Origin of the sequence: Alicyclobacillus acidoterrestris (assembly GCF_022674245.1) — a bacterium.
Taxonomy (GTDB): Bacteria; Bacillota; Bacilli; order Alicyclobacillales; family Alicyclobacillaceae; genus Alicyclobacillus; species Alicyclobacillus acidoterrestris.
In genome coordinates, this window is the sequence record NZ_CP080467.1 from 2,965,497 (window position 1) to 2,990,554 (window position 25,058).

At 51.4% G+C, this 25,058-nt stretch carries 25 protein-coding genes and 1 other RNA gene; 2 read left to right on the forward strand and 24 right to left on the reverse strand.

All coding sequences use genetic code 11. The annotated features are described in order from the left end of the window. Positions 1-466: 466 nt before the first annotated feature. The 3 genes from K1I37_RS14455 to K1I37_RS14465 all read right to left on the reverse strand — a co-directional run bounded on the left by K1I37_RS14455 (position 467) and on the right by K1I37_RS14465 (position 3,496). Positions 467-1,783, reverse strand: coding sequence for an IS1380 family transposase (locus K1I37_RS14455; RefSeq protein ID WP_242215904.1), 1,317 nt, complete (start codon positions 1,781-1,783; stop codon positions 467-469). Positions 1,784-2,193: 410 nt separating this feature from the next. Continuing rightward, entirely contained in the window at positions 2,194-2,844 is a 651-nt protein-coding gene (locus K1I37_RS14460; protein WP_021295551.1) for an MBL fold metallo-hydrolase, read from the reverse strand. Between the two features lie 121 nt (positions 2,845-2,965). Continuing rightward, a complete protein-coding gene (locus K1I37_RS14465; protein WP_021295550.1) occupies positions 2,966-3,496 on the reverse strand; it encodes a MarR family winged helix-turn-helix transcriptional regulator in 531 nt (176 codons plus the stop codon). 136 nt (positions 3,497-3,632) lie between these two features. Between K1I37_RS14465 and K1I37_RS14470 the strand changes: the two genes are divergently transcribed. After that, positions 3,633-4,031: a nuclear transport factor 2 family protein gene (locus tag K1I37_RS14470; protein WP_021295549.1), complete on the forward strand. Its 399-nt coding sequence runs from the start codon at positions 3,633-3,635 to the stop codon at positions 4,029-4,031. 207 nt (positions 4,032-4,238) lie between these two features. Here the strand turns inward: K1I37_RS14470 and K1I37_RS14475 are convergent, their stop codons facing one another. Further along, positions 4,239-5,165, reverse strand: a complete 927-nt coding sequence (locus tag K1I37_RS14475; RefSeq protein WP_201766376.1) for an NmrA family NAD(P)-binding protein — start codon at positions 5,163-5,165, stop codon at positions 4,239-4,241. A 174-nt stretch (positions 5,166-5,339) separates the two neighbouring features. Here K1I37_RS14475 and K1I37_RS14480 point away from each other — a divergent pair, with 174 nt between their 5' ends. Continuing rightward, on the forward strand, positions 5,340-5,921 hold the full coding sequence (locus tag K1I37_RS14480) for a TetR/AcrR family transcriptional regulator (protein ID WP_021295547.1): 582 nt from the start codon (positions 5,340-5,342) through the stop codon (positions 5,919-5,921). A gap of 238 nt (positions 5,922-6,159) precedes the next feature. Here K1I37_RS14480 and K1I37_RS14485 read toward each other — a convergent pair whose 3' ends face one another. The 20 genes from K1I37_RS14485 to rpsU form a co-directional block, all read right to left on the reverse strand. Continuing rightward, a complete protein-coding gene (locus tag K1I37_RS14485; protein WP_021295546.1) occupies positions 6,160-6,822 on the reverse strand; it encodes a hypothetical protein in 663 nt (220 codons plus the stop codon). Between the two features lie 528 nt (positions 6,823-7,350). Then, positions 7,351-8,577: an IS256 family transposase gene (locus tag K1I37_RS14490; RefSeq protein ID WP_242215922.1), complete on the reverse strand. Its 1,227-nt coding sequence runs from the start codon at positions 8,575-8,577 to the stop codon at positions 7,351-7,353. 414 nt (positions 8,578-8,991) lie between these two features. After that, an RNA gene (gene rnpB / locus K1I37_RS14495) (RNase P RNA component class A) lies at positions 8,992-9,420 on the reverse strand. 118 nt (positions 9,421-9,538) lie between these two features. After that, positions 9,539-10,672, reverse strand: a complete 1,134-nt coding sequence (locus tag K1I37_RS14500) for a Nif3-like dinuclear metal center hexameric protein (RefSeq protein ID WP_021295278.1) — start codon at positions 10,670-10,672, stop codon at positions 9,539-9,541. After that, positions 10,669-11,424, reverse strand: coding sequence for a tRNA (adenine(22)-N(1))-methyltransferase (locus tag K1I37_RS14505; protein WP_021295277.1), 756 nt, complete (start codon positions 11,422-11,424; stop codon positions 10,669-10,671). Before K1I37_RS14505 ends, K1I37_RS14500 begins: the two co-directional genes overlap by 4 nt. Before the next feature lie 13 nt (positions 11,425-11,437). Continuing rightward, positions 11,438-12,031, reverse strand: coding sequence for a YdcF family protein (locus K1I37_RS14510; protein ID WP_021295276.1), 594 nt, complete (start codon positions 12,029-12,031; stop codon positions 11,438-11,440). Between the two features lie 190 nt (positions 12,032-12,221). After that, positions 12,222-13,340, reverse strand: a complete 1,119-nt coding sequence (gene rpoD / locus K1I37_RS14515; RefSeq protein WP_021295275.1) for an RNA polymerase sigma factor RpoD — start codon at positions 13,338-13,340, stop codon at positions 12,222-12,224. After that, positions 13,340-15,178, reverse strand: a complete 1,839-nt coding sequence (dnaG, locus tag K1I37_RS14520) for a DNA primase (RefSeq protein ID WP_021295274.1) — start codon at positions 15,176-15,178, stop codon at positions 13,340-13,342. Before dnaG ends, rpoD begins: the two co-directional genes overlap by 1 nt. Positions 15,179-15,595: 417 nt before the next feature. Next, positions 15,596-16,426 (reverse strand): pyruvate, water dikinase regulatory protein, encoded by an 831-nt coding sequence (locus tag K1I37_RS14525; RefSeq protein WP_021295273.1) that lies wholly within the window; start codon positions 16,424-16,426, stop codon positions 15,596-15,598. Then, positions 16,423-17,202 (reverse strand): DNA repair protein RecO, encoded by a 780-nt coding sequence (gene recO / locus K1I37_RS14530; RefSeq protein WP_021295272.1) that lies wholly within the window; start codon positions 17,200-17,202, stop codon positions 16,423-16,425. Before recO ends, K1I37_RS14525 begins: the two co-directional genes overlap by 4 nt. Before the next feature lie 37 nt (positions 17,203-17,239). Next, positions 17,240-17,392 (reverse strand): YqzL family protein, encoded by a 153-nt coding sequence (locus K1I37_RS14535; RefSeq protein WP_021295271.1) that lies wholly within the window; start codon positions 17,390-17,392, stop codon positions 17,240-17,242. Positions 17,393-17,540: 148 nt separating this feature from the next. Beyond that, a complete protein-coding gene (gene era, locus K1I37_RS14540; RefSeq protein WP_021295270.1) occupies positions 17,541-18,431 on the reverse strand; it encodes a GTPase Era in 891 nt (296 codons plus the stop codon). Then, positions 18,421-18,942 (reverse strand): diacylglycerol kinase, encoded by a 522-nt coding sequence (locus K1I37_RS14545; protein ID WP_021295269.1) that lies wholly within the window; start codon positions 18,940-18,942, stop codon positions 18,421-18,423. The genes era and K1I37_RS14545 overlap by 11 nt, the downstream gene beginning before the upstream one ends. Positions 18,943-18,967: 25 nt before the next feature. Next, entirely contained in the window at positions 18,968-19,438 is a 471-nt protein-coding gene (gene ybeY / locus K1I37_RS14550; protein WP_021295268.1) for an rRNA maturation RNase YbeY, read from the reverse strand. Continuing rightward, positions 19,435-21,555, reverse strand: a complete 2,121-nt coding sequence (locus tag K1I37_RS14555) for an HD family phosphohydrolase (RefSeq protein WP_021295267.1) — start codon at positions 21,553-21,555, stop codon at positions 19,435-19,437. The genes ybeY and K1I37_RS14555 overlap by 4 nt, the downstream gene beginning before the upstream one ends. Before the next feature lie 68 nt (positions 21,556-21,623). Next, the gene (locus tag K1I37_RS14560) at positions 21,624-22,607 is read right to left on the reverse strand and encodes a PhoH family protein (protein ID WP_021295266.1); all 984 of its coding nucleotides are present in this window, start codon (positions 22,605-22,607) and stop codon (positions 21,624-21,626) included. A gap of 84 nt (positions 22,608-22,691) precedes the next feature. Continuing rightward, positions 22,692-23,915, reverse strand: coding sequence for a sporulation protein YqfD (locus tag K1I37_RS14565; RefSeq protein ID WP_021295265.1), 1,224 nt, complete (start codon positions 23,913-23,915; stop codon positions 22,692-22,694). Beyond that, positions 23,912-24,208 (reverse strand): YabP/YqfC family sporulation protein, encoded by a 297-nt coding sequence (locus K1I37_RS14570; RefSeq protein WP_021295264.1) that lies wholly within the window; start codon positions 24,206-24,208, stop codon positions 23,912-23,914. The genes K1I37_RS14565 and K1I37_RS14570 overlap by 4 nt, the downstream gene beginning before the upstream one ends. A 126-nt stretch (positions 24,209-24,334) precedes the next feature. Continuing rightward, positions 24,335-24,778, reverse strand: a complete 444-nt coding sequence (locus K1I37_RS14575) for a GatB/YqeY domain-containing protein (RefSeq protein WP_021295263.1) — start codon at positions 24,776-24,778, stop codon at positions 24,335-24,337. 26 nt (positions 24,779-24,804) lie between these two features. Further along, a complete protein-coding gene (gene rpsU, locus K1I37_RS14580) occupies positions 24,805-24,987 on the reverse strand; it encodes a 30S ribosomal protein S21 (RefSeq protein WP_021295262.1) in 183 nt (60 codons plus the stop codon). Positions 24,988-25,058: the final 71 nt, after the last annotated feature.

Consider the following 25,058-nt stretch of genomic DNA (forward strand, 5'->3'; position numbering starts at 1 on the left):
CGGTACACTTCTCCATTCGGTTTTACTAATGCCACGGATGCAACGGCCGGGTCATGGATAATTCCTCCAAACATAAGGAATTCCGATTGTTTTCCGAAGCTAGCATTCAAGCTCATATTGTAGACTGGCATAGAATTTGTAATGGGTTGAGCGCTACCTGCGTAATATATACCCCATTTCCCGTTCGCCTTTGTTAAACAAGCTTCGTTGAATAACGTTTGCCCACCCTGCTCGAACGTAAACAAGCATATTGAATGGGTTGAATCAAGTGCCCGAATATAATGAACTTTTATCCCGGATTTCGACGATTAGGTGATTGAGGTCATTGACCGGGGCATGTTTTCAAGTATTTGGTGGATTTGTTAGCGAACACGGCGAAATCATGGTACGGAACTAGAGCAATGGACACAATTCCCCCCTCCCCAAGCCAGGCTATGAACTCCACTTTTTCAATTGGAAGAAAAATCTACGTGGCGGCATGAAGCATGATCAACGACCGATGCTTTGCATACACGGGAAGACGAATGCTCCACTGGCGTGCATGACGCACTAGAATCCCAGGTAGATGGAATAGTCTTCGTCTGAGCCGTCCGGCGGTCCACTGTCGCACCCCTGGTTGAAGCGCGACGTGCTTGTACAGCAGGAGTAGATTATACGCAAGTAGCTTTAGACCTTGCAGCGCTTTGTTGGCATCGAAATTCTGGCTGGAGAATCGGTCAATGGCAAATCCATATTTGGCTTCCTTGATGTGATTCTCAGCGTTACCACGAAAGTTATAGAAGTGCCATACATCCTCGCCGCTCCAGTCAAACGTTGTGGCAATCGCCTCGTATTCCCAGAGCCAATCCGCACACAGGCACTCCTGGGGGTCAATGTCTAAGCGACGCACAATCACGACCCGCCGAGGCCTGTCCCAGGATGTTGCCTGATACATGATGGAAGTAACGTCACAATGTTCCCGGTCACTCTCTGTGATGCAGTGCCAGAGGAGATTTGGCGCTTGCGCCAACTGTGCGAGTCGCTTGGTCCACTTCAGTTTGATGACGTAATCCCGCTGATCTTGCTCCAATATCTGAAACACTTTTTCTCCGGTAAACCCTTTATCCATGCGGACGGCACGAATGTTGACGCCATCCGGCAACTGGTCTTTCATCGCCTTGTAGAAATCCGCAAATCCATCTGATGTATGGGCGTCACCAGAGCGCAACTCATCATAGAGACAACAACCAGTGAGTGAATCAAACGCCAGCAAGGGATGGAAACTCGCTCGTCCGTGATGGTGTGGATTATATCCAACAGCGGACTGTTGCTGCGCGCCATAAACAGTCTCTACAGAGGAGTCGATATCGACCACGATGCCTTGTCCTTTGGGGAGAAGTGACCTTAGGATTTGTCTATGCGCCGAACGTATCGCTTTGATGCCAGCGTCGGAACCGAGCCGCTTCAGATCCTTATACAACAGAGTCGTATCAGGCAGTTTCGGCACGTCCAACTTCAGCTTCAACAGGGGATCTTGTTCGATGTCCTCAAAGTGGAAAATCCGTTCCTGACCCAGCAAGGAACCGAAAATGACGGTCAGAGCAATATCGTCCATGTGGAACTGGGTGTTTCTGCCCTTGCGTAATCCATGTACCCAAAACTCCCTGTCAATACCCGTTCCCAAAACGAAATCTATGAGACCACTTGCACCGCCAAAGGAGGTGGCGGCATTCAAATCGTAGCGAGTATGAATTGTAGAGCTTTTACGAGCAAACTGACTTCGTGTATGATTATATTGTTTCACCCAAAAGGTGCTCCTTCCTAGCGAAGATGTGGTTCTCGACAAACTCATCTTAGCCATACGGGGAGCACCTTTTCAATTATTCACACCAGTTCATGAGGACACAATCGTCGAAATCCGGGTTCACATGAATTCCCTTGCTTTATTGATGCCGTTCGATAACGGAAGAAAACAACAACGATGCAACACAATTCCGAGCTAATTAGGACACACCAGGAAAGAGAGGAATTCGAAATACGAACCAAACAAAAAAATAAGTATAGTTGCTTGGTTTCCTATTTTACTAAAAATATACAACGATAGATAGTCATAGTGGACCCTCCCATGATAAAAGCACAACACTAGACATTGTATTTCGTGGTAGTCCTTCTCCATGGGTGCCCCTTGATTCCAGTCGAGAAACCGATACGATTTTACTCATACTGCATAATAACAACCCCGGAGTATTTCGCCAGGTTTTTTGTATGAATGTCCAATGTTCTCACTTCAGTCGTTCTCTGGCCTGTAGCTTCAATAAATTTATCTACCTTATCGAATAGTAACATTCCAAGAAGCGACAGTGCTTTCGTCCGGTAATGCATCGGAATCGTGACAGTGGGGTTTAGTTGCTTCATTACTTTTGCGGCGTCCTGTCCGTTTAAGGTCGTTTTGCCTCCCACTGGGATCATGAGAATGTCCACGTTGCCAATATCTTTGACCTGCTCCTCTGTTAATAAATGACCTAAATCGCCACAGTGACATATAGTCAAACCATCCACATTAAACCGGAAGACAAGGTTCTTCCCCCTTCGCTTTCCGTTTACTTTGTCATGGTAGGTCTTAAATCCCGTAATGGATACACCATCCCGATGATATTCTTTTGGCTCATTCACCAGCAGATAGTCGCCAGTAGCCACCTGAATTTTATTGTGATCCCCGTGATTATGCGTAACTGCAACAATCTCCGTTTCAATTGGCTTCGGCATCTTGTATCCGAGCATTCGGTCGAATGGATCAACTAGAATACGCACTCCTGCTTCTGAAGTCAGTAAAAATGAAGATTGACCAAACCATTGAATCTGCATGACAAACCATCCTCTGTATGAGCTTTACACGTATTTTTAAAATATCACCCATTCATCCGGTATAACTTCCACGATATTAACCGGAGAACTCTCCACTTGTCAATAAACTTTGCTAACCACGTCAGTCGCCAGGGGACATTCCAAATTCAGCCAACTCACTTAGAAAACGCACGATAGTCTGTAGCTCAGCGGCGTCGTATTTATCTAGATACATGCTCCATTGATTTTGGAGTTTGTCATGTAATTCATGATGGGCTTTGAAAAATTCCATCCCTAGGGCGGTCAGTGTGAAGTGAACCTCCTTTTTGTTATCAGGCAAAAAGTTTTTCTCAATCAGACCTTGACGAAGGAACCGCCGTGCGATTTTCGTTACCGCACCTCGGGTTATGCCCAGATACGATGCAACCGTCGCTCCATTGACCGGTCCCAGTTTTCCAATCGCATCGAGAACATGAATCGCTACGATGGTCATTGATTCCCAGATATGTGCATTCTCAGAGTTTGACGCTCGCTCAGCTAGTTGCTTTAGCTCTTGTTGATCATGCATTTCAAAACTGTGATGGACACGCACGATTAATTTATGAATTTCAGAATGCAGCGAAGCACGGATTGTGGTTTCGTTGCTCATGTTGTTCTCTTCACTGGAAAACACTTCGATACCCCCATCTTTCTATGTTGAACATTTTATACACAGTTTTGTTTCCGGTAAACATTATTGACAACAACAAATCTTCGACTTACACTCATTTTGTTTCCTGTAAACAAAATCATGAGTAAGGAGTTCTGACATGATGACCCATGACGAAGCAAAGCAATTGATTCAACACATCATGGAATGCCTCATTGATCCTAATATCAGCGCAGAGGAGGTGGGGGCGTACTTCAGCGAAAACTACAGACAAGATGCCAATGGCGTGGTGTTAGACTATAAAGGATTTATTGAACATGCGCAGATGTTGAAGTCCACACTAAAAAGTGGCCAGGTGACCATCGCAAAAATTTTTGTGGATGGCTCCACCATCGTCAGTGTTCACTATATAGACGCTACTAAGCAGGATGACTCGACCATACGAATGAAGGTTATTGCGTGTTTCGGAATTGAAAACGGGAAAATCGCAAGTGCTGAGGAACTTACATATCTCATGGAAGGTGATGCCTCCGATCGCGATTTGGGGTCAAGAGTTTAACTTTGTAGCGTATGGTCGTATGGCGTATATACGCCCTATGCCCTTCTTTAGTAGGTCGGGGGAAACAAACAAATAGTCGAGGGCACCATCAGGCGCTGCTACAGTCATTCCATAAAAGCCCACAATTTGTTCCCCCAGCGTAGCAGCGTATACTTCACATGACTGTACGTAACTAGTGGTGATACTAAGTTCCCTACAAGCTCTGAGTCAAAGTGCGTCGTATGCAGGTTTGAGTACCTCTTCCGCCCACTGACGGAAGCTCGTTGGAGTGGTGTTTTCCAATGTACGTTGGATCCCGTTGTTCACATCTCGTTCTATCGCGATGTCCATGTCCACCATGCTTTGAGCCATGGCTTCCGAATACCCATAACTGAGAAAGCTTTGCTTGTATTCCTCCCGATTGCCTTGCACGAACCTCACAGGCTTGCCAAGGACCTCACTCAAGATCTCTGCCATTTCCTCCAATGACAAGTTCTCCGAGCCAAGCACAGGTAGGCTGTTCTGGCCAATCCAGTCGTGATCGAGGAGGAGTCGAGATGCCACTTCAGCAATGTCCCGAGTCGCTACCCAGGGCGCCTTCAGATGGCCTGGAATTGTGAAGCGAATCACACCATCGTTCTTGATGGAATGCACCTGCCACAACATGTTGTCCATAAACGAAGGCATAGTCAGTGCACGGACGTTCGCACCGGTGCTCCTAAAAAGATCCTCCATAGCCCACGACGCCGACATATGCCCCCCGTAGAGTTGCTGACCGCGTCCTAATGCGGAGACAATCACGATCCGCTCGACATGGTGCTTCACAACCGCGTCTGCCGCCGGAATGCTAAATTGCACGTACGCGTCGTATACGCTCTGTGCCTTGGGATTCGCCGGCACGAGCCAAAATACAGAGTCGGCGCCGTCAAACGCCGCATCGACAACGTCGCGGTCTGCATGTGACCCCTGGATAATCCCCACACGCGCACGCACGCGCTCAGAGAGTCGACTTGGATCACGCGCGATAACGCGGATTTCCTCTTTCGTATCCAGAATGTTATCGAGTACCTGCCTGCCGATTTTGCTCGTAGGCGCAGTGATGACAATCATGAATTCCACCTCCATCAACTCGCAACGCTTCAACATCGATTTCATGTAGACTACACATGTATCATGTTAAAAAGTCGGTGGGACGCGTGCAATCAGCAAACAAGCGCGACCGTTGGATAAACAACACTCGTGCCTTTCTGTCGGCTTTTGACAGCAAAAAGCTTGCTTTAAGATGAATTTGCACGCTTTGCGTTATTAAAGTTGGGAGAGAAGTAAGATATGCCGGTAAATCCAAACGATCCGCGCGTGAAACGCACACGTCAGTTGCTGACGCAAGCCTTTATGGAACTTCTTAAAGAGAAGAAAAATATCTACTCCATTTCCGTACAGGACATCGCTGAACGTGCGACTCTCAACCGCGCCACGTTTTATTCTCACTTTGAAGATAAATACGCGTTTCTTGAGCATTGGATCGGGGAGAAATTCCAAAAAAGCATCGAGGAAGCTTTACCAAACTCGTCACTGTCGGATATGAGGAGCTTACGAACACTCATCGTGGCGGTCTTCGAGTTTCTCGCATACACTCGGCAGGTGATGAGACCAGGAGATAGTCAGTTTGAGCCCTTATTTGAAATTGCAATGCAAAAGCAGTTGTACCACCTATTGACGAGATGGCTGACCGAAGTGGCTGACACAACGGTCAGCCAGGAAACAGTAGAAGCGACTGCGCTCGTGATGAGTTGGGGCATATTTGGCTCAGCTGTGCAGTGGAGTCGAGATCCAAAAAATCGAACCGCGCAGGAGATGGCACGTGATGTTCTTCAGGTTGTGGCTGCAGGTTTAGCCCCTGTGATGTCATAGGCTTGAAGCACAACAGGGCACTAACGCATCCATTTGTTCAATAAAATCAACTTTTCGTTGTGTAGAACGCGGCAGTACCTAAAAAGATTAAAGCAATCCAACCAATCGCGACTAATAATAGTATCCATAGCCACCACGATTTCCTTTTCCCTTTATTTTTTACAAGAAAAACAACAACCACTACGATTAATTTACATTAGAAACTCTAATGCCCCCCTTCAAGAAGTCATTCCTTTGGTTATTCACTTTCTGAGGCAGCATCTGATTCACGTTCAGCACTACTGCTTTCGTATCCGGCATACCGAACTGGCCTTTTTTGAGACCGTAGGGAACGTTGTTCTCGTACGCCAGTTCTAGACAACACATAAGACAGATAATAGGCAATTCCAATTAGTGAGAATGAATTCCACAGAACGTATTGTAACGCCACGGCCAAATTAGATGGGTTGTATTGAAATATTCCGTTCAATCCGTAGGTAATGCAGTACGATACCAACTCACCTTCGGTATATCTTAAGTGTGGGTGTTGTTGTACATAGGGGGAATTCAAGAAGTCATATATACCAAACTCTAAGGCAATCGAGAACAGCATCGAAAAGTAGAGGAACAGTCCTGTAATTAGACTTTGAAATCCCCGGTGCTGATCAACTACACGCCTAAAGAGAATCATATATACCAGAATAATGCAGCACACTAAAGTCAAAATAAAACGAAAGTGTTGTTTCAAACCGAAATGTAAATACAGAGCCATTCCGAGCCACAGTTCAACAACCATGACAAGACCGCCCATTAAAACACCGGAAATAACCGGTATATCTTGAGGGAAAACCATGACGAGTATAACACTAATTAATAAAACAAGGGCGATAGAATTCCAGCCAGCGACGGATTTTGGCATCATCTTGAGAGTTACCATGGATACAAGGACGTAAACACATATCAAAAGACATACTAGATAATTCCAAGTGGGTCGTCGTTTCATTAAAACCCAAACGCACTGTCGTACTCTACGTAATGAAACGTTTTTGATGGCATTTCGAAGAGGGTATAAGAATAATCTGTGTGTCCCCAACCGCTCACGCCGTTTGCTCAGCATCTTATAATATCTTAATGTACGATTAGCCTTGTATATACTCATCAATAAACCAACACAAATACCGACGACTAAAATAGTGTAAGTTAGAAACAATTTAACCAAAATCACCCACTACAACCTTCCTAATTCAATTTTGGCGTTGTGACTAGGATCACATTTAGATCCTAACACCTACCTCAGAGACTATAGAGTAGAAACTTGATACTACACCTTCAACCACACCAACTGCGAACCACAGTTTCTTCAAACGGGCAGATTTCCTATACAGTGAACGTTAAGCGGGGGTGGTGTCCCGTCAAGTGGTGTAAATTGAGTGCAACCACTTCGTGTCGGCTATTTATGCAAAACTGACGTTGGCGCCAGTAATTGCGGTTCTGGAGTGCTCATGAGTTTTGCCATTGACTCTCGGCTAAAGTAGCGCCTTGCTACAATCCATTCATCGTTCTGTTCCTGGAGGATTGCTCCGCCTAGACGAATGACAGACTTTCGGTTCGGGAAGATACCAACGATATCCAAGCGTCGCCTGAGTTCACGATTTAAGCGTTCAAGCGGGTTTGTCGAGCATATCTGTTTCCAGTGTTCCTTCGGGAATGCCATGTACGCTAGCACGTCTTCCTCTGCACGTTCCAAGACATCCATCGCCTTTGGAAACTTTCCACGAAGTTGCTCTACGACCATATCCAGTTGCTGTTTGGCTGTTTCCTGTGTTGGCTGAGCGAATATGGTCCGGACAATAGACGAGACCATCGGTTGCGACGCTCTAGGCACTTGGCTGAGGATGTTGCGCATTGTATGAACTCGACAGCGCTGCCAGGTCGCTCCGGTCAACGCAGAGCCAATCGCACTGCGCAGTCCTTCGTGAGCATCACTAATTACCAGCTGTACGCCACGCAACCCACGCGCAACCAGACTTCGGATGAATGTCAGCCAAAACGAGCCATCCTCACTAGTCCCAATGTCAAACCCCAACACCTCACGCTCACCGGTGTCTCGCACGCCAATTGCAATTACAAATGCCATACTCTGAACTCGTCCGCCTTCACGGACTCTCGGGAATGTCGCATCCAACCATAGATATGGGTATGTCCCCTCAAGTGGGCGGTTTTTAAATTCCTGCACTACTTCGTCTAACTCTTTGCAGATACGAGATACTTCACTCTTGCTAATTCCTTGAATGCCCATAGACTCAACCAACTCGTCCACCTTGCGGGTGCTCACACCATGCACATACGCCTCTTGAACAACGGACAGCAACGCCTTCTCAGCTTTCCGCCGAGGCTCTAGCATGCTGGGGAAGTAGCTTCCTTTCCGAAGCTTCGGAATCTGCAAATCAATCGTTCCGACACGGGTGTCCCATTCCCGTTCTCTGTAACCATTACGGCTATTGCTGCGTTTCTCACTGCGCTCATACCGTTCAGCGCCAATCAAGGAGCTCACTTCAGCCTCCATCACTGCCTGGGTTAGGACTCTCAGCCCTTCCTTCAAAAAATCGACATCATCATCTTCTAATCCGATCTTGCGAATTAACTCCAAAAGTGCGATCTTGTCTGTAGAAGCCATCGATGTGCCTCCCTACTAATTGCTCGACACTTTTAGTAGATTGCACTCGATGGCTTTTTCGTCAAGATCTAGCCGTGGAATTTACACCACTACCTAAGACTCTAACCACCTTTGTGACAAGTTATAATCAACACCATGAAGGAAGTTGATATTCGGAGGGGAATCATTGCCCATAGGAGGTACATAAGCAAACTTCTGTACTTGCTTGAGCGTCAAAACACCTATAAACCGCACCACTATGCAGATTAAAGGGAAACACTTTAGCTATAAAATTTACAGGTATTAGGTGATGTTTGTGGACAGCTACACAACGAGGGATATCACATACCCCCCGCGCCAACACACCGAAAAACCGCGCCCCCGCTGGGTTCAGCGCCCAACGAAAACGCGGTTCAAACAAAGGTATGTAGCCGTCGAAGAAGCAAGCCTGTAAGCCGAGTTCTGTGCTCCTGTGCTCCGAGCGGTATCGAATGGACACGCGATGCCCTCGTGATACCTCGCACGTATGGAGTAGCAATCATCTATCTAGGCGCACTGTTGCCAGTACGCTCAAGCGACCAACCCGAGTGCGTGGCGGGCAACCACATATGCACTCCTATCCGGTCTTGCTCCAGGTGGGGTTTACCTAGCCAGCTCGTCTCCGAGCTGCTGGTGCGCTCTTACCGCACCGTTGCATCCTTGCCTGTGCTCGTGCGTGCACGAGCCATCGGCGGTCTACATTTCTGTGGCACTATCCCTAAGATCGCTCTCGCCGGACGTTATCCGGCACCCTGCCCTATGGAGCTCGGACTTTCCTCCCGTGCGGCCTTTCGGCACTGCACCGGCGATTGCCCAGCTTACTTCTTCGTCGTAACAGCAATGCTTATTATACGATAACCGCACCGCCGTGACAATGGAAAACCGCGGTATTCCGGGGTTTTTCCGGAGTTAGGCGGTCATCTGCGTGAATTCAGGTCCAGTGCTAGGTCCAACGGAAGGGATCGACATCCAGTGGCGCCGCCACAATCTCCACAGCGCCAGGGGTCCCTGTGCGCGCATCTGCCATCTTCTGCAGTCGATCCGCCAGCACCTCACACACGGGCTGCTCGAGCGCCGCATGCGTAGCGTCCACGATGGCGAGACCATCCTGCCAGGCGTCGCCGGCATCGTGGTGGCCGACGTCTGCGGTCACCAGCACCTGCGCGCCCTTCGCGAGGCTCTTGGCAGCCCATTTACTGCCGGATCCGCCGAGCACCGCCACCCGCTCCACACGAAGATCATCGTCTCCCGCATAGCGAATGTGGCGAAGGCCAAACGTCTCGCGAATATGATTTGCAAATTGCGCTAATGTCATGCCTGCTGGGAGGTTTCCCACGCGGCCAATGCCGTAAGCTGGCCCTGGTTGCTCGACAGCGTACAGGTCATACGCTACTTCCTCGTACGGATGCGCCGCGAGCATGGCCGCGAGGACGTGATCGAGTCGCGAGTCCGGGACTATCGTCTCCAGCCGCGCCTCCTCCACCTGTTCTAACACACCCGGCGTGCCGATAAAGGGCGACGTCTTGTCTCCCGGCAAGAACGTGCCGGTTCCAGGCGCCGCGAATGTGCAGTGGCTGTAGTTTCCAATTGCGCCCGCACCTGCGTCGCCGATGTTCTTCCGCAGAGACGCTAGGTGGCTCACCGGAACGTACACCACGAGCTTGTGGAGTGTTTCGCGATAGGTGACGTCAAGCAGTTCAACGTCGGTTAAGCCAATTTTCTCAGCGATGACATCGTTGACACCCCCCGGCGCCACATCGAGGTTGGTATGGGCCGAGTAGACGGTAATGTCCGCGGCAAGCAACTGCTGAATCGCGCGGCCGCGCCTCGTTCTGGTATCAAGGACGGAAATCGGACGGAACAAGAGCGCATGGTGCGTCAGGATGAGCTGGACGTCATTTTGTACTGCAGCCGCGACGACGTCCGGGGATGCCTCAAGGGCGACCCACACCCGTGAGACCGGCTTGTCGAGACTGCCGACTTGGAGGCCAATTTTGTCGTTTGGCAACGCCAGTGCCGGTGGGGCAAGCTCGTCCAACAACCGAACCACATCGCCCGCGGTCAACGATTCCTTCATGCGTGATCACCATTCCCTTCCCGCAACAGCATCTGAATGTCTTCAATCTCCGCGCGCAACTGGGCGGCCCGCTCACCCGCAGCCTCGTTGTTGCTCTGGCTGACGCTAGCGAGTACCGCCTGTAATTTTTCAATTTCGCGCGCTAGGCGCAACTGATACAGGGGACTTTGCGCCTGCATCAACAGCGGCCCATACGTGTATGCCTGGGCGAGGCGGTGCGAATCGTGGCGGATGGCGGAATAAGCGGGATCAGGTGTCGGTTCCCCCGACGTCGGCTCCGCCACAATAATCTCGTACACGCGGTCATCTTCGAGCACCAGGCGCTCATCGACGAGTCGAAAGCCGAGCTGGTCAAGTGCCTGACGCAACCGATGTCCTGCGTTCATCGGCTGAAAAATGACGCGCGCGGCCCGCTGCACGACGGCGAGTCCGGAAGTCAACATCTCCGTGTGCACGTGACCGCCGATGCCGGCGGAGACGATGACGTCCGCCTCACCCGGCGCGAGTGTTGCGAGACCGTTGCCGATCCGGAGATCGATCACGCCTGACAGCCCAAACTTCACGACATTTTCGCGGGCTTTTTGGAGTGGGCCGGATCGCAAATCGGTCGCAATCGCTCGTTGTACGCGGTTCAATTGCACAGCACGGATGGGGATAAAGGCGTGATCTGTCCCGATATCAGCCAGCACCCCGGTCTTTGGTATGTATTCCACAATGGTGTGAAGGCGCTTGGACAGCGGAATTAACTGCATGACAAACCTCTTCTCAAAATAAGGGTTGGCGTCCCTTCAACGTGTATTGGATATGCGCGAACACTTCGCGGCGGGCCGCACGGCTCTCCTCGCGCGTAGAATGTGCCGCAAAACCAGTCACATTCATCCCGAGTGTGCGAGCGACGGCCAAGGCGCGAGGCAAGTGATAATCACTGGTGACAATGACAGCCGTCGTGAACCCGAGTTGTTGCATCAAGCGCTGACTGTTCTTTAAGTTCTCCCACGTATCCTTCGACCGCCTGTCCTCAAAAATGACATACGGCGGCACGCCGTTCATAATCAGAAACCGTTTCATCGATCTCGCCTCAGACACGGTCTCATCCTCCCCTTGCCCACCACTGACGATGAGGGTTTGGACGACGCCGTGTCGATACAGGTGCAACGCCGCACGCAATCTCCCTTGCAGTGGCAAGCTTGGCCGAAACCCGTCCGTGTACGCACCAAGGACGATGCAAGTCTGACTGACGGCAGGGCGCTCACGACGGCCACTTTCGCGAAGGTAAAGTGCGAATCTATGTACGAACATGGAGGTTCCCGTATAGGCGATGAAAGCGACAGCGGCCAGCAGAAACAGACTGACAATCATACCCGGCACCACCCCACGTCGGCGCCAACCAGCACGCATGGCGGGTTGGTCTATCCTACAATACGTGAGACCGGGCAAAAATAGACGCCAAATGCGGTCAAGCTTTCGCGATATAAAAACAGCCCACGTTTTTGCACGCAGGCTGTTTGAATCTATGCATATCCCGACGGCGCCGCGAGCAAGGCGAACCTTACTCGAGAAAGTCTTTCAAACGTTTGCTGCGGCTCGGATGGCGGAGCTTGCGAAGGGCCTTGGCTTCGATTTGACGAATGCGCTCACGCGTCACGCCAAACACCTTGCCGACTTCCTCCAGCGTGCGCGTCCGTCCATCGTCCAGACCAAAGCGCAGACGCAGTACGTTCTCCTCGCGCTCTGTCAGCGTGTCGAGCACGTCCTCGAGTTGTTCTTTCAACAGCTCATATGCGGCTGCATCTGCCGGAGCAGGCGCCTCGTCGTCCGGAATGAAATCCCCGAGGTGCGAGTCGTCCTCTTCGCCGATAGGCGTCTCGAGTGACACTGGCTCCTGCGCAATCTTTTGGATTTCGCGAACCTTATCCGGCGTCAAGTCCATCTCCTGTGCAATTTCCTCAGCGGTTGGTTCGCGGCCGAGTTCCTGCAACAGCTGACGGCTGACGCGAATCAGTTTATTGATGGTTTCGACCATATGCACGGGAATTCGAATCGTGCGCGCTTGGTCGGCGATTGCCCGCGTAATGGCCTGGCGAATCCACCAAGTCGCGTACGTGCTGAATTTATACCCTTTGCGGTAGTCAAACTTCTCAACCGCTTTGATAAGTCCGAGATTCCCCTCCTGAATGAGATCGAGGAACAACATGCCGCGGCCGACATACCGTTTCGCAATACTGACGACCAAGCGCAAATTCGCTTCGGCGAGACGCCGTTTGGCTTCTTCATCGCCAGCTTCGATCCGCTTTGCGAGCTCGATTTCATCTTGCGCGGACAACAGTGGCACACGACCGATTTCCTTCAGATACATCCGCACTGGGTCGCTGATCTTCACCCCTGGCGGCATGGACAAGTCGTTTAAATCGTACTCGTCGTCGCTCGAATCACTTTGCCCGCGGTTTTCGTCGTCCCGCTCATTGACGACATCAATTCCTTGTTCCGCCAAGTGCTCAAAGAAGTCATCCAGCTGATCCGTGTCTTGGTCGAACGGGGCCAGGCGGTCTGTAATTTCTTCATACGTGAGTGAGCCTTGCTTCTTGCCCAACTCTACGAGTTGTTGTCTTGCTTGTTGTACTGTCAATCCTCGTTCTTCTTCGCGTACTTCGTCTTTTGCTTTAGACATTACATCCCCGCCTCCTTTACCCCTCCTGCATTTTGCTCTCGGGGTAGCTTCAATGTTGCAATCTGGTCCTGAAGTTGTTCCACTTGCAACTTTATCTCTCTAGCTCGTTCCGTATCGCCTGACGCTTCAACCTCAATCCAACGGCGAAGCAGCACTCGGTAGTCCTCCTCCAGATGATGGCGTTCCACCGTGCGGACATAGTCATCCAACAAGTCTTGGGAAAACTCAGGGATGTCGTCTCCAAAAAACAATGACGAAGCCAATTGCACTAGCGGCTCATCTTCCAATTCGTCGACAAAAGTCGACGGATCACTCGTCGGATTGGCTAAGCGCCATGCGTACAACTGAGCCAACAGCGCCGTCTGTAACGGCTCGGCGAGCTCAGTCAACCCCTTCTCCATTACATACGCCGCCGCTTGTTCGTCGAAAAGAACCGCTTTGAGTAACTCCGTGCTAGCACGCGATACGGCACGCTCTAACGGTTGCGCGGCAATCGACTGTGCAGTGCGTTCAACCGATTGTTCGCGATGCCTCTTATTCTGTTTCGTGAAGACACGAAGTTCTTCCTTCAACGTTTCGACGGACAAGTTAAATTCCTGTGACAAATTTCGCAGCTCATATTCCTGTTCCACCGGTGTCGCGCGTTGCGCTAATAATTGTAGTGCTGAACGCACGAAATCGGTACGCCCAACCGGACTGACCAAGTTTGCGGTCTGGCGCAAGTCATCTAACAGAAATTGAACGACGGACATCGTTTGCCGCCCCAAAAGGCGCGTAAATGCCTCACCGCCATAGGTGCGAACGTACTCGTCGGGGTCAAGGTCATCTGGAATCGACAGCACTACAGGGTCTATCCCTGCCCCTTGCAAGATGTCAATCGCCCGAATCGCGGCTTTCCTACCCGCAGCATCTCCGTCATAGGCAATGACGACCCTGTCGGCGTCCGCTTTTAACAGTTTCGCCTGTTCCTCTGTCAGTGACGTCCCTAACGACGCGACACCTGACGAAATCCCCGCCTGTGCCAGCGAGATGACATCCATGTACCCTTCGAGCAGGATGGCCGTTCGCTGTTGACGGATAAATTTCCTTGCCGCATGAAAGTTATACAGCAGCCTGCTCTTGTGAAAGACATCATTCTCCGGCGAGTTCAGGTATTTAGGTTTCCCATCCGGCAGCATCGTTCTTCCACCGAATGCGACAACTTCGCCTTTTTTGTCGCAGATGGGAATCATAATCCGCCCGCGAAACCGATCTACAATGCGGTTGCCCATCTCGACAGCCAACCCACAGGAGACCAGTTCCTCATCCTGAAACCCGCGCCGCCGTAAAGCAGATACGAGGACATCCTGACTGTTGGGCGCAAACCCTAAGCGAAAATCCACGATGGTCTTCCGAGAGATTCCCCGCTTTTCTAAATAGGAAAGGGCTTGCACACCCGCAGACATATTCATTAAAATGTACCCATACAACTGTGCCGCAAGGTCATGTGCTTCTCGATGTCGCTGTTGCTTCGTGTTGGGTTGCGTCGCACCCGCACCAAGCCCTTCCGGAACTGTCAAACCTGCTCGCTCCGCGAGCACGATGACCGCTTCTTGGAATGACACCCCTTCTATGTCCATCACGAAATTAATCACTGTCCCACCCGCACCACAGCCAAAACAATGGTACATACCGCGGTCTTGGGACACTGAAAAGGACGGAGTGCGTTCATTGTGAAACGGACACAGTCCAGAGTACGAACGCCCGCTTCGGCGCAACTGAACGTAGTCAGATACGACGTCCACGATATCGACCTTTTGGCGCAGTTCCTGAAGAAACCACTCAGGTACTTTGCTCACAGGCCTCTCACCTCGTAGTCGAGGAGTTCCTCGTAGGTCGAATCGGCTTGCCATTCAACATATACACTGATATTCTACGAAGAAAGATACTTTCCTCCTTCTGAACGAAATTTGAGTCGAGGAACTTTGTCACACATCGACATGTCGACACAGTTCACAGGCAATCGACGTCATAATTCGTCCACGTACATCAAGATACGACCTAGTATCGACGCATCAAGTTAAAATTATCCTCTTTTTATTCCTTCAATCCAGTGTATGGTTTGACAAACGCACATATGTGTGCTTCACGGCGAGAAACTTGTTACAAATGTACACCTGGGTACATTCCTCTTATTCTAACATCTTCACGACTAACTTACAAAACTTTAAGTAGAGATAAAAGTTTACCAACTGAGTGGCGTCGTTGAATGCGAACTACGATGGCGAATGCCCCGCCGCCCGGCCGGAGAAAATATCCAGGATGATGCCTGCGGTCTCTTCCACAGCGCGATCACTGACGTCGACAACCGGACACCCCAGTGTATCCATGATAGTGCGAGCATATGCCAGTTCCTCGACAATTCTCGTTGAACTCGCGTACATGGACTCATCTTTCAGCCCCAGCGCACGCAAGCGTTCCTGGCGAATCAGGTTCAACTTATCTGGACGAATGGTGAGCCCGATAATTTTGCTTCTGACTTCTGGGTCGTCTAGTTGCTTCGGGGGACGCGACTCGGGAACCAGTGGCACATTGGCGACCTTGATAGCTTTATGTGCCAAATACATACTCAGCGGCGTCTTTGACGTGCGGGATACCCCGACCAAAATCACATCTGCCTGTAATAGCCCCCGCACGTCTTTGCCGTCATCATACTTGACAGCGAACTCTATGGCCTCCACACGGCGAAAATAATCCTCGTCTAGCTGATGAACGAGGCCAGCCAGCAACCTTGGGCGTTCACCGACCACGTCTTGAAGCATTTCTATCATCGGCCCCATAATGTCGACATAGCGTACACCCAGCGCCCGGGCGCGGCGCACCAGTTGTGCCTTTAGTTCTGGCACGATGATCGTAAAGGCAATACACGCATCTTCCACCGCTGCCGCATTCACCGTTTCCTCAATTGTCTGTGTATCTTTGACATACGACACGCGGCGCAAGATGACGTGACCCCCGTCAAATTGACTCGCTGCTGCACGAACCACCGATTCGGCCGTCTCGCCAATCGAATCAGACACGACATAGATTACTGGAATTTGTCTCAACCGCTCTCGCCATCCTTTCGGTCAAACACATCCAACAACTGGTTTAAAACATCCCGAGATTTTAAATAGAGGCCTCCGAAATCCGTTAGTTGATAGTATAGCGTTTGCGTGAGCGCGCGACTCGTCGCCGCAGAGATATCCAAACGCCCGAGTTTCTCAATAGACGTGCGCTCAAACAAATATAGTATCTTGGCGGTAGAACTAGGCACAGCATAGGATAAGTTGCTGTCACTTGTCGTCGCACAGGCGCTACAGACAAACCCACCCTCGCCCATATGGTAGCGATAGCCCTTCACCAGTGGCGTGTGACAGCGAATACAAAAGCGCCAATCAGGACTCACACCTAACCAATAACATATTTTCGTTTCGAACACACGGGCGAGCAGTGCACTATCTTCTGGACGTGCAGCTAACGCGTCCAACAGCGCTGAAAACTGTCGATACATCGCAGGGTCGCCAACCGGCCGCTCAGGCGCCGCTGCAAACACGAGATCACAAAAATAGGCGGCATATGCCGCCGACTCTAAATCCTCATGCAGGCGTCGGCGACTCGCTGTCACCTCTACCTGCTGGATGTTACCAAGACCACTGCCCTGATAGATAAAATAAGTACCCTGTGCGCACAGACGTGCCCCGGCTGCCAGGCGACTCTGTGGTTTGAGGGCACTTTTTGCCATTGCCGACACCCGCCCTTCTGGCGTCAACAGCGTCAGAATTGCGTGTGTCTCCCCATAGCGAACCGTTCGGATGACGATAGCGTCGGTGTTATACAGCACATTCCCACTCCCATGTGTGTCAGACAAGGCAAATCATCTACTGCGGCAAGTTCCCCTCAGCTTCCTCAGAACTCGCCTCGTCAGGTGCATCTGTCTGCGACTCTGGACGATAGCCGTCCGCTGCCCGATACAATAGATAAGCGTCGATATCACCCGTCAGTTCGAACATTTGCCAAGTGTAGTCCCGCAACTCAAATCGTCTCCTTCAAGAGCGTATTGGTCGCACGTTGAGCTTGGCTATATTCTACCGCACCGGCCACCGACTATACGAAACGGGGCATGGTAACAATTTCAGGGATACTGAAAGAACAGTTCTAGTCATTCATCGTTCAAGTCTATCATTCGTTGTTAAAACCAAACTGCCGCAGAAGCGTGGGCCGATTGCGCCAATCCTTTTTGACTTTGACCCACAATTCCAAATAGATTTTCGATCCCAACAGGGCCTCCAACTCCTTGCGCGCCAACTCACCCACACGCTTGAGCATTTGCCCTTGTTTCCCGATTAAGATGCCCTTTTGACTGTCGCGCTCTGTGTAAATCACCGCATGCACGTACAGCGTGTCCTGATTGCGCCGCTCCATTTGCTCGACCTCGACCATCACTGCGTGCGGCACTTCCTCCTGCGTCAACTGAAGCACCTTTTCACGCACGATTTCGGCGATGATAAACTGCTCAGGATAATCGGTCACCATATCGTCCGGATAAAACTTCGGTCCCTCTGGCAGCCTGTCCTCAATCAGTTTAGCGAGCGTCTCTGTCTGGTCATGCTTGAGTGCTGAAATGGGAACGTACTCGTCAAAGGCATGGATATTTTGATACGTCTCAATACGCTCCAGCAAAATTGGCTTCTCGACTGCGTCCACCTTGTTCAACACCAAAAAGATGGGCGTGCGAACCGACTCAAACTGTTTGACTATCTCGCGCTCCGCGGGGTGCAATCCCGTCGTCGCGTCGACGACAAACAGAACGAGATCGACCTCTTGTAATGTCTGTGTCGCAATTTCCACCATGTACTCGCCCAATCGATGGTGCGGCGTATGAATGCCTGGCGTATCGATAAAAATGGTCTGTGACGAGTCGGTCGTGCGGACGCCGCGAATGCGATTGCGCGTCGTTTGCGCACGCTTTGACATGATGGCGATTTTTTGCCCAATCATGGCGTTCAGCAACGTCGATTTTCCTACATTCGGCCGCCCTATAATGGCCACAAAGCCTGACTTATACCCCATCTTGTGTCTCCTTCTTCTCAGGATAACTGATTTCAATTGGCCGGACCGGCCAGAACCGAACGACCCACATGGCTACACAGGCGACTAACAACATCGCGGTCGCCAGCGGATGGACAGCGGTCAATAGACGAAAGCGCAGCGGAACCGTCCCCACGATAATCCACACGCCGACAAACAAACTACCCAGTGCCAACATCGACGTGGCGCCGGCAGCGACGTCCTTGGCCAATCCGGCGATGGGGTGATGCCGCCAGCCGACCGCCAAGTCCACCACAAGTTCAATCGCGGTATTAAACAGCTCGGCGCAAAAGATACACATCGCGACGAACAGGCTGACCACGACGACGGTAAGTGTCGGTCGCAACACCAACTCAAACGCCGCCAGCGCGTTGAACAGCCAAAAGTGGCGTCGCATGTTCGCCTCTTGGTGGAACGCATATACAATGCCGTGAAAGGCATACTGAAGCGACTTGCGAAAAGACCTTGTTTTAAATTTCGATGTGTAGTGCATAGATGGGTCGCCTCATTATCTCGGATTAGCGCGTGATCCCCAATGTGCCCAGGATTTCATCCTGCAACCCAAACATTTCGCGTTCACTCGCCTCATCCTGATGGTCATACCCGTTCAGATGCAAAAATCCGTGAACCAGCAAGAAAGCCATCTCGCGCTCCAACGAATGTCCGTATTCCTCGGCCTGTTCCCGCGCTTTATCGACACTCACCACGATGTCCCCAAGCATCGCTGGCGCCTCAAAATCGGGAAAATCGTCCTCCCCCTCCAGCATGGCGAACGACAGTACGTCCGTAGGGCGATCGACATTCCGATAGGTGCGGTTCAACTCGTGAATCTCGGCGTCGTCCACGTATAACACGGATACTTCTCCTGCGACGTCAATCCGCTCTGCGCAGGCATTTAAAATTCTCTTTGTAAAGGATTCTATCTCAGTTCCTGGCAGTGGCCAGTCGACGTGTGCGTCAATCGCCACGTCCAAACGCTCGGCACTCATTTTGCGACTTCCTTCCGAAGTTTATCAATATCTGGATACTCAATACGCGAGTGGTAAACTCCCTTTAGTGTCTTCATAAAGGCGCCAATCATGACATCTAGATCTTGCAATGTCAAGTCGCACTCATCGAGCTGCCCATCCTGCAAGCGGTCTCGAATAATTTTCCGAATGACGCCCTCGACACGGTTTGGCGTGGGCCGCGCCATACTGCGAACCGCTGCTTCGACCGCATCGCAAATCATCAAAATCGCGCACTCACGCGTCTTTGGCTTTGGCCCTGGATAGCGGAAATCGTCGACTTTGACGGTTCCGTTCTTATCCAACTCCTTGGCCTTGTTATAGAAATACCACAAAATCGTGGTGCCGTGATGCGTGGCGCAGATATCTTGAATCGGCTTTGGTAAACCAGCCCGCTTCTGCATCTCCAAGCCATCACTGACGTGCGAAGTGATGATCAAATGGCTCAAACTAGGCGCAATTTTATCATGCGGATTCTCCTTCGTCATTTGATTTTCAACGAAGAAAGCTGGCCGCTTGGTCTTGCCCACGTCGTGATAATACGCACCCACGCGGCACAATAGCGGATCCGCCCCGACAATTTCAGCCGCAGCTTCCGCCAAGTTGCCGACGATAAGACTGTGGTGATACGTGCCTGGCGCCTCCATGAGCACCTGGCGCAACAGTGGATTGTTTGGGTTGGATAGCTCGAGTAACCGAATCGGTGTCAACAAGCCAAACGCCGTCTCGAAAAACGGCAAAACCCCCATCGCGAGGATGGCCGCGATAATCCCATTGAGCGCGCCGAGTCCAATATGTAATGAAAACGAATGAAAGTCTTCACTGCGGTTCGTCTGTAATAGGTGCAGTACAATGACGGCCCCCATATTCATCAACGACACGAAAAACCCGGCCCGCATGAACGTGCCGCGGCTGGTTACCTTCGCGACGCTATACGCCCCAACCAAGGAAGCGACAAACCCATAAAAGACAAAATCATAATTAAAGCTCAGCGCGGCCCCCAGTAAAAATGAGTAATAAAACGATGCCACCACCGCGAGCGAGCTGTCCATCATCACCGTAATCAGCATCGCGCCAAGCGAAATCGGCAAAACGTACGCAACCGACGAGGAACCGACCGTACTCGCTACCCATTTCGTCAGGACGATAAGCACCGACATGAGCACCGAGACGAGGCCGAGGATGCCCAACATCAAATTATCGAGACGCCGGCCCGGGGGGCGCCGCTCGATATAGGCAGCGAGTAAACCGACCGACAGCGCGATAAACCCAGCAAACCCAACTGCCACGCTGTAGTTCGGATGTTTTGCATAGAGTCCGACATCCTGCAGTTTACTGAGCACACTGGATGTAATAATACCGTACTTTGAGACAATTAAATCGCCTTGGTGAATCATCACGTCAGGAACGGTTGCGGCCGCCTGTTGTTTGGCCCGCTCAGTCGCAGCCGCCTGATACACCATGTTCGGCTTGAGCACACTGACAACGACGTCGCGGACAATGAGCTGTGAGGTCTTGTCGAGATCGAAATTGTCCAAGAGTTGCCGGTCGACCAACAAGCCAGCTTGCTGCATCGACTCCTGATAAAACGGCGCACCGAGCAAATCGTTCACAATTCTATCCGCATCTTTTTGCAGCGTACTAATTTGCGCCGGCGTCTGTGTCAGAAGCGCCTGCAACGTCGACTGGGACACCTTTTTTGGGGCCGCTGACGACAGCGTGTCGAGTTTTTGCGCGGACGAGAGCGACTTGTTGGAGACGACCTGCGCCGCTGTGGCGAACAAGGTATCGACCTGATTTACCGCACTCGTCTCGACTTGCGTCGATTGCTCATACTGTTTCGGCACCTTTTGCTCTGCGGCCTCTTTTGCCGCCTGCGTCGCAGCTGTGTCCACAGTCGTAATCGGCGACCGAATGGTCACTGGACTCGTCTGACCAATCGTCAGGTGATATCTCGGCGGCAGAATGCTGCCGACGAGAATTGCGTACATCACAACGCCGATGGCTAGGTAGATGATCAACCGAATTCGCTTGTTACCGCGAAATCTGTCGTCATCTAAATATTCACGGATGGTTTGTCCCCATCGCGAAAAGACCATGATTCATTCTCCTTAAGTTCCCTGGCAACGAAAGCCACCTATATGGAAAGGCAGCCGCCCGCAGATTGTCAGACAATTGCGGACGGCTCTCCCTCGTCAGTTCGGTTATATGCGTCAATAATTTTTTGTACGAGATGGTGACGAACCACGTCAGATGCGGAAAACAGATGGAAGTGAATCCCTTCTACCTCTTTGAGCACCCTGTGCGCATGAACGAGACCAGATGTCTTGCCTGTCGGCAAGTCAATTTGAGTCACATCCCCTGTAATCACCATCTTCGAATGAAAGCCAAGGCGGGTCAAGAACATTTTCATCTGCTCCGCCGTCGTATTTTGAGCCTCGTCCAAAATCACGTAGCTGTCATCCAGCGTCCGCCCACGCATGTAAGCAAGTGGGGCAATCTCAATATTTCCGCGCTCCATCGCCCGCTGCACTTGCTCCAACCCATAAATATCGTGCAACGCGTCATAGAGCGGCCGCAGATACGGGTCGACCTTTTCCTGCAAATCCCCTGGCAAGAACCCCAACTTCTCGCCAGCTTCCACTGCGGGCCTCGTCAGGACAATGCGTTTGACTTCCCCGCGCTTGAGCGCCATGACCGCCATGGCCACCGCGAGATACGTTTTGCCGGTACCAGCCGGCCCTACGCCAAAGACAATGTCGTTTCGGCCGATTGCATTGACGTAGTGACGCTGGCCGAGCGTCTTGACGCGAATCGCCTTTCCTTTGTACGTCGTTCCTATCTCCGTGGTGTAGATGTCGACAACGCTGTCCAAGTCGTCCGACTTGGCCATTTGGATGACGTAGCGATAATCGGCATCTCCGAGCTGAATGCCCTGCTTCGCGAGCGTCGTGAGCGTACTCACCACCGCGTACATCAGGTCAACTTCCGCCGCCTCGCCCGTGAACACGACCTCCGTGCCCCGCATTGTCACTTTAGCGGCAAACGACTGTTCCAGACGTGTGAGCAATGTATCATTTGGACCGAGGACGCGTACTGCCTCCTCGTTCGTCGCGAAAACCCACTTACGAACCGTTTGGTTATCCGTCAACCAGCAACCATCTCCCGAGTGATGTTGTCCATGATGCCTAAGCGTGACGCACCAGAAAGACGAGAGTTCTGCACGCCGAGAAGCCTAGTGCGTTCCCTGAGGTTTCTTCGGTGTTTCCTTCGGTTCCTTTGGTGCGGGAATCGCGGCTGCGACACCGATGTTTTGTTCCACGCGCGTCAGCACTGTCTCGTATAGAGTACCATGTGAAACTTGCTGATGTAAAACAGATTGCCCGAGCACCTGAGCGGCTCCCTGAACTTTCGTCTGGACATCTGCTGACGCCAGTTCTTGTGCCTTTTGTTTTGCAGCAGTCATCGACAAGGCCTCTGCCCGCGAAGTCGCCTCGTACACTTGTACGTGCTGCATCTGAATCGGCAGGACAAATTTGCCCACATGCCAATCCGTCGTCTTGTCTCGCTCGTACGACGCGCTAAAATGGGGTTCTTTGAATCCCCAAACACGGATGCGCCAAGCACCAAACAAAAGATAATCCCGTGTAACAGATTCACCAGTCAAGCCATTCTTTATAACTTTTAACGGGACACTGACCTTAGATGTATACCAAACTTCCGCCAACACGTCACCACTCGCGGGGACACTCGGACCACCGTCTGTCAGCGCTCCAGAAATCAACACTTGACCGGGTGTCACATACTGGTTTTTCTTGACGACGACCCGCCCACGCGTCGCGGCCACCGTACGAATCACGGCGGGTACGCTTGCGACAATATTGTGCGGCTGGTTGGCCGTCTTCTCTGTGCCCTTCACCTTTTGCAGCGCTTGAATCGTCGCGACTGAGCCGTTGGTGCGCAGCCCCACCCAAACAAAGTCAGGGGCTGAGGCCAATATCTTTTGCTGCACCACAAAGGGATCACCAAGCGTCGCGCGACGTTGCCCGACATAAAGTCCAGAAGCTTTGGCGGCATCCCGAATCTGCGCGACACCATCCGGGTCTTCCACGCCCAGAACGTCGATCCGCCAAATCATCGACGACATGCCGTAAATGATGCAGACGAACAAAATAGCGCCCAACGCGAACATTTTTCGTTTCCAAATGCGCTTGCGCAGAAACGGCAGCCCTTGTCTATCACTGATTCGAAACCGCACGCGATGCACACGGCAGACGCGATAGACGTCGTCGAAATCCTTCAGACAAATGGTACACTGTCCAGCGTCGCCATAGACGCGCACCGAACGCAGTGGAATTCCCCGCTCGTGCAACTGCACGAGACAATCCCCCACGCCAGTTCCGCGCAAATGGAGTGTGACACTGCCATACATTGCATACATCCAGCGTGCGTACTTCATAGCGCACCCCGTCCATGTGCCGTATATTCCAGGCTCGCCACCTGTCCCGTGACGTGCACCTCTTTGTCCGTGACAAGAATGATTTCAAAGTCCTGGCCGTGAATGGTGAGGATTTGCTCACCAAGGTCAAGGGTGACCTTTGTGTCTTCGACTTTGAGCAGTCGTCGAGCATTTTCCACCACCACGTTTTTGCCATCGACGCACGTGACGCGCGACACTTCCAAAAGTGCGTCGGGGGGCAACTTCAGAAATTCAGTCGCAGATTGTTTTAGGCGTGATTTCCATCCAGGCATGGCCACTCCTCCCCATAGTGTGATGGGTATGAGGATTATCGACAGGCTAGTACACCTATCCCGGGCCAAAATAGAAAAACCGCCGCACAATGGCGACGGTTTGTCCATGGATTGATTCAGTTGAAATTATGACAGCAAAGACTGGACCATCTGCTGAACTGCCTTACCATCTGCACGATTGCGCACCAGCGGTATGACTTGACCCATGACTTTTCCCATGTCCGCCTTCGATGTTGCACCAACTTGCTCGATGACTTGGGTCACAATCTCGCGAAGTGCTTGTTCATCCAATTGCTGCGGCAAGTAGTCCTGCAAAATCCGAATTTCTTGCTCAGCGGTTTCAGCCAAATCCGTTCGATTCGCATCTTGGAACGCTTGGAGGGAATCTTTGCGTTGCTTCAACTCTTTCTGAATCACAGACTGAACGTCGTCATCAGAAAGAGGATGCCCGAGCTCAATCTCCCGGTTCTTCGTAGCGGATTTCACCATTCGGATAACGGACAGACGAACTTTGTCCTTATCCTTCATCGCCTGTTTCAAATCTTGATTCAGACGTTCCAGCAATTCCACGAAAGGTCCTCCTGCAAGTCGCGAAATCAGAAGCCGCGACGCTTATTTTTGCGAGCTGCCTCCGCTTTCTTCTTGCGCGCAACGCTTGGTTTTTCGTAGTGCGAACGCTTGCGAGCCTCGGCCAGCACCCCGTCCCTCGCGGTTTGCTTTTTAAACCGACGAAGTGCGCTGTCCAATGATTCGTTCTTACGTATCCGGATTTCCGACATCCTATTCCCTCCCTCCAATGATGCATCAAACGTATTATAGTACAGTCAAAAAAAACTAGTCAAACATCCCC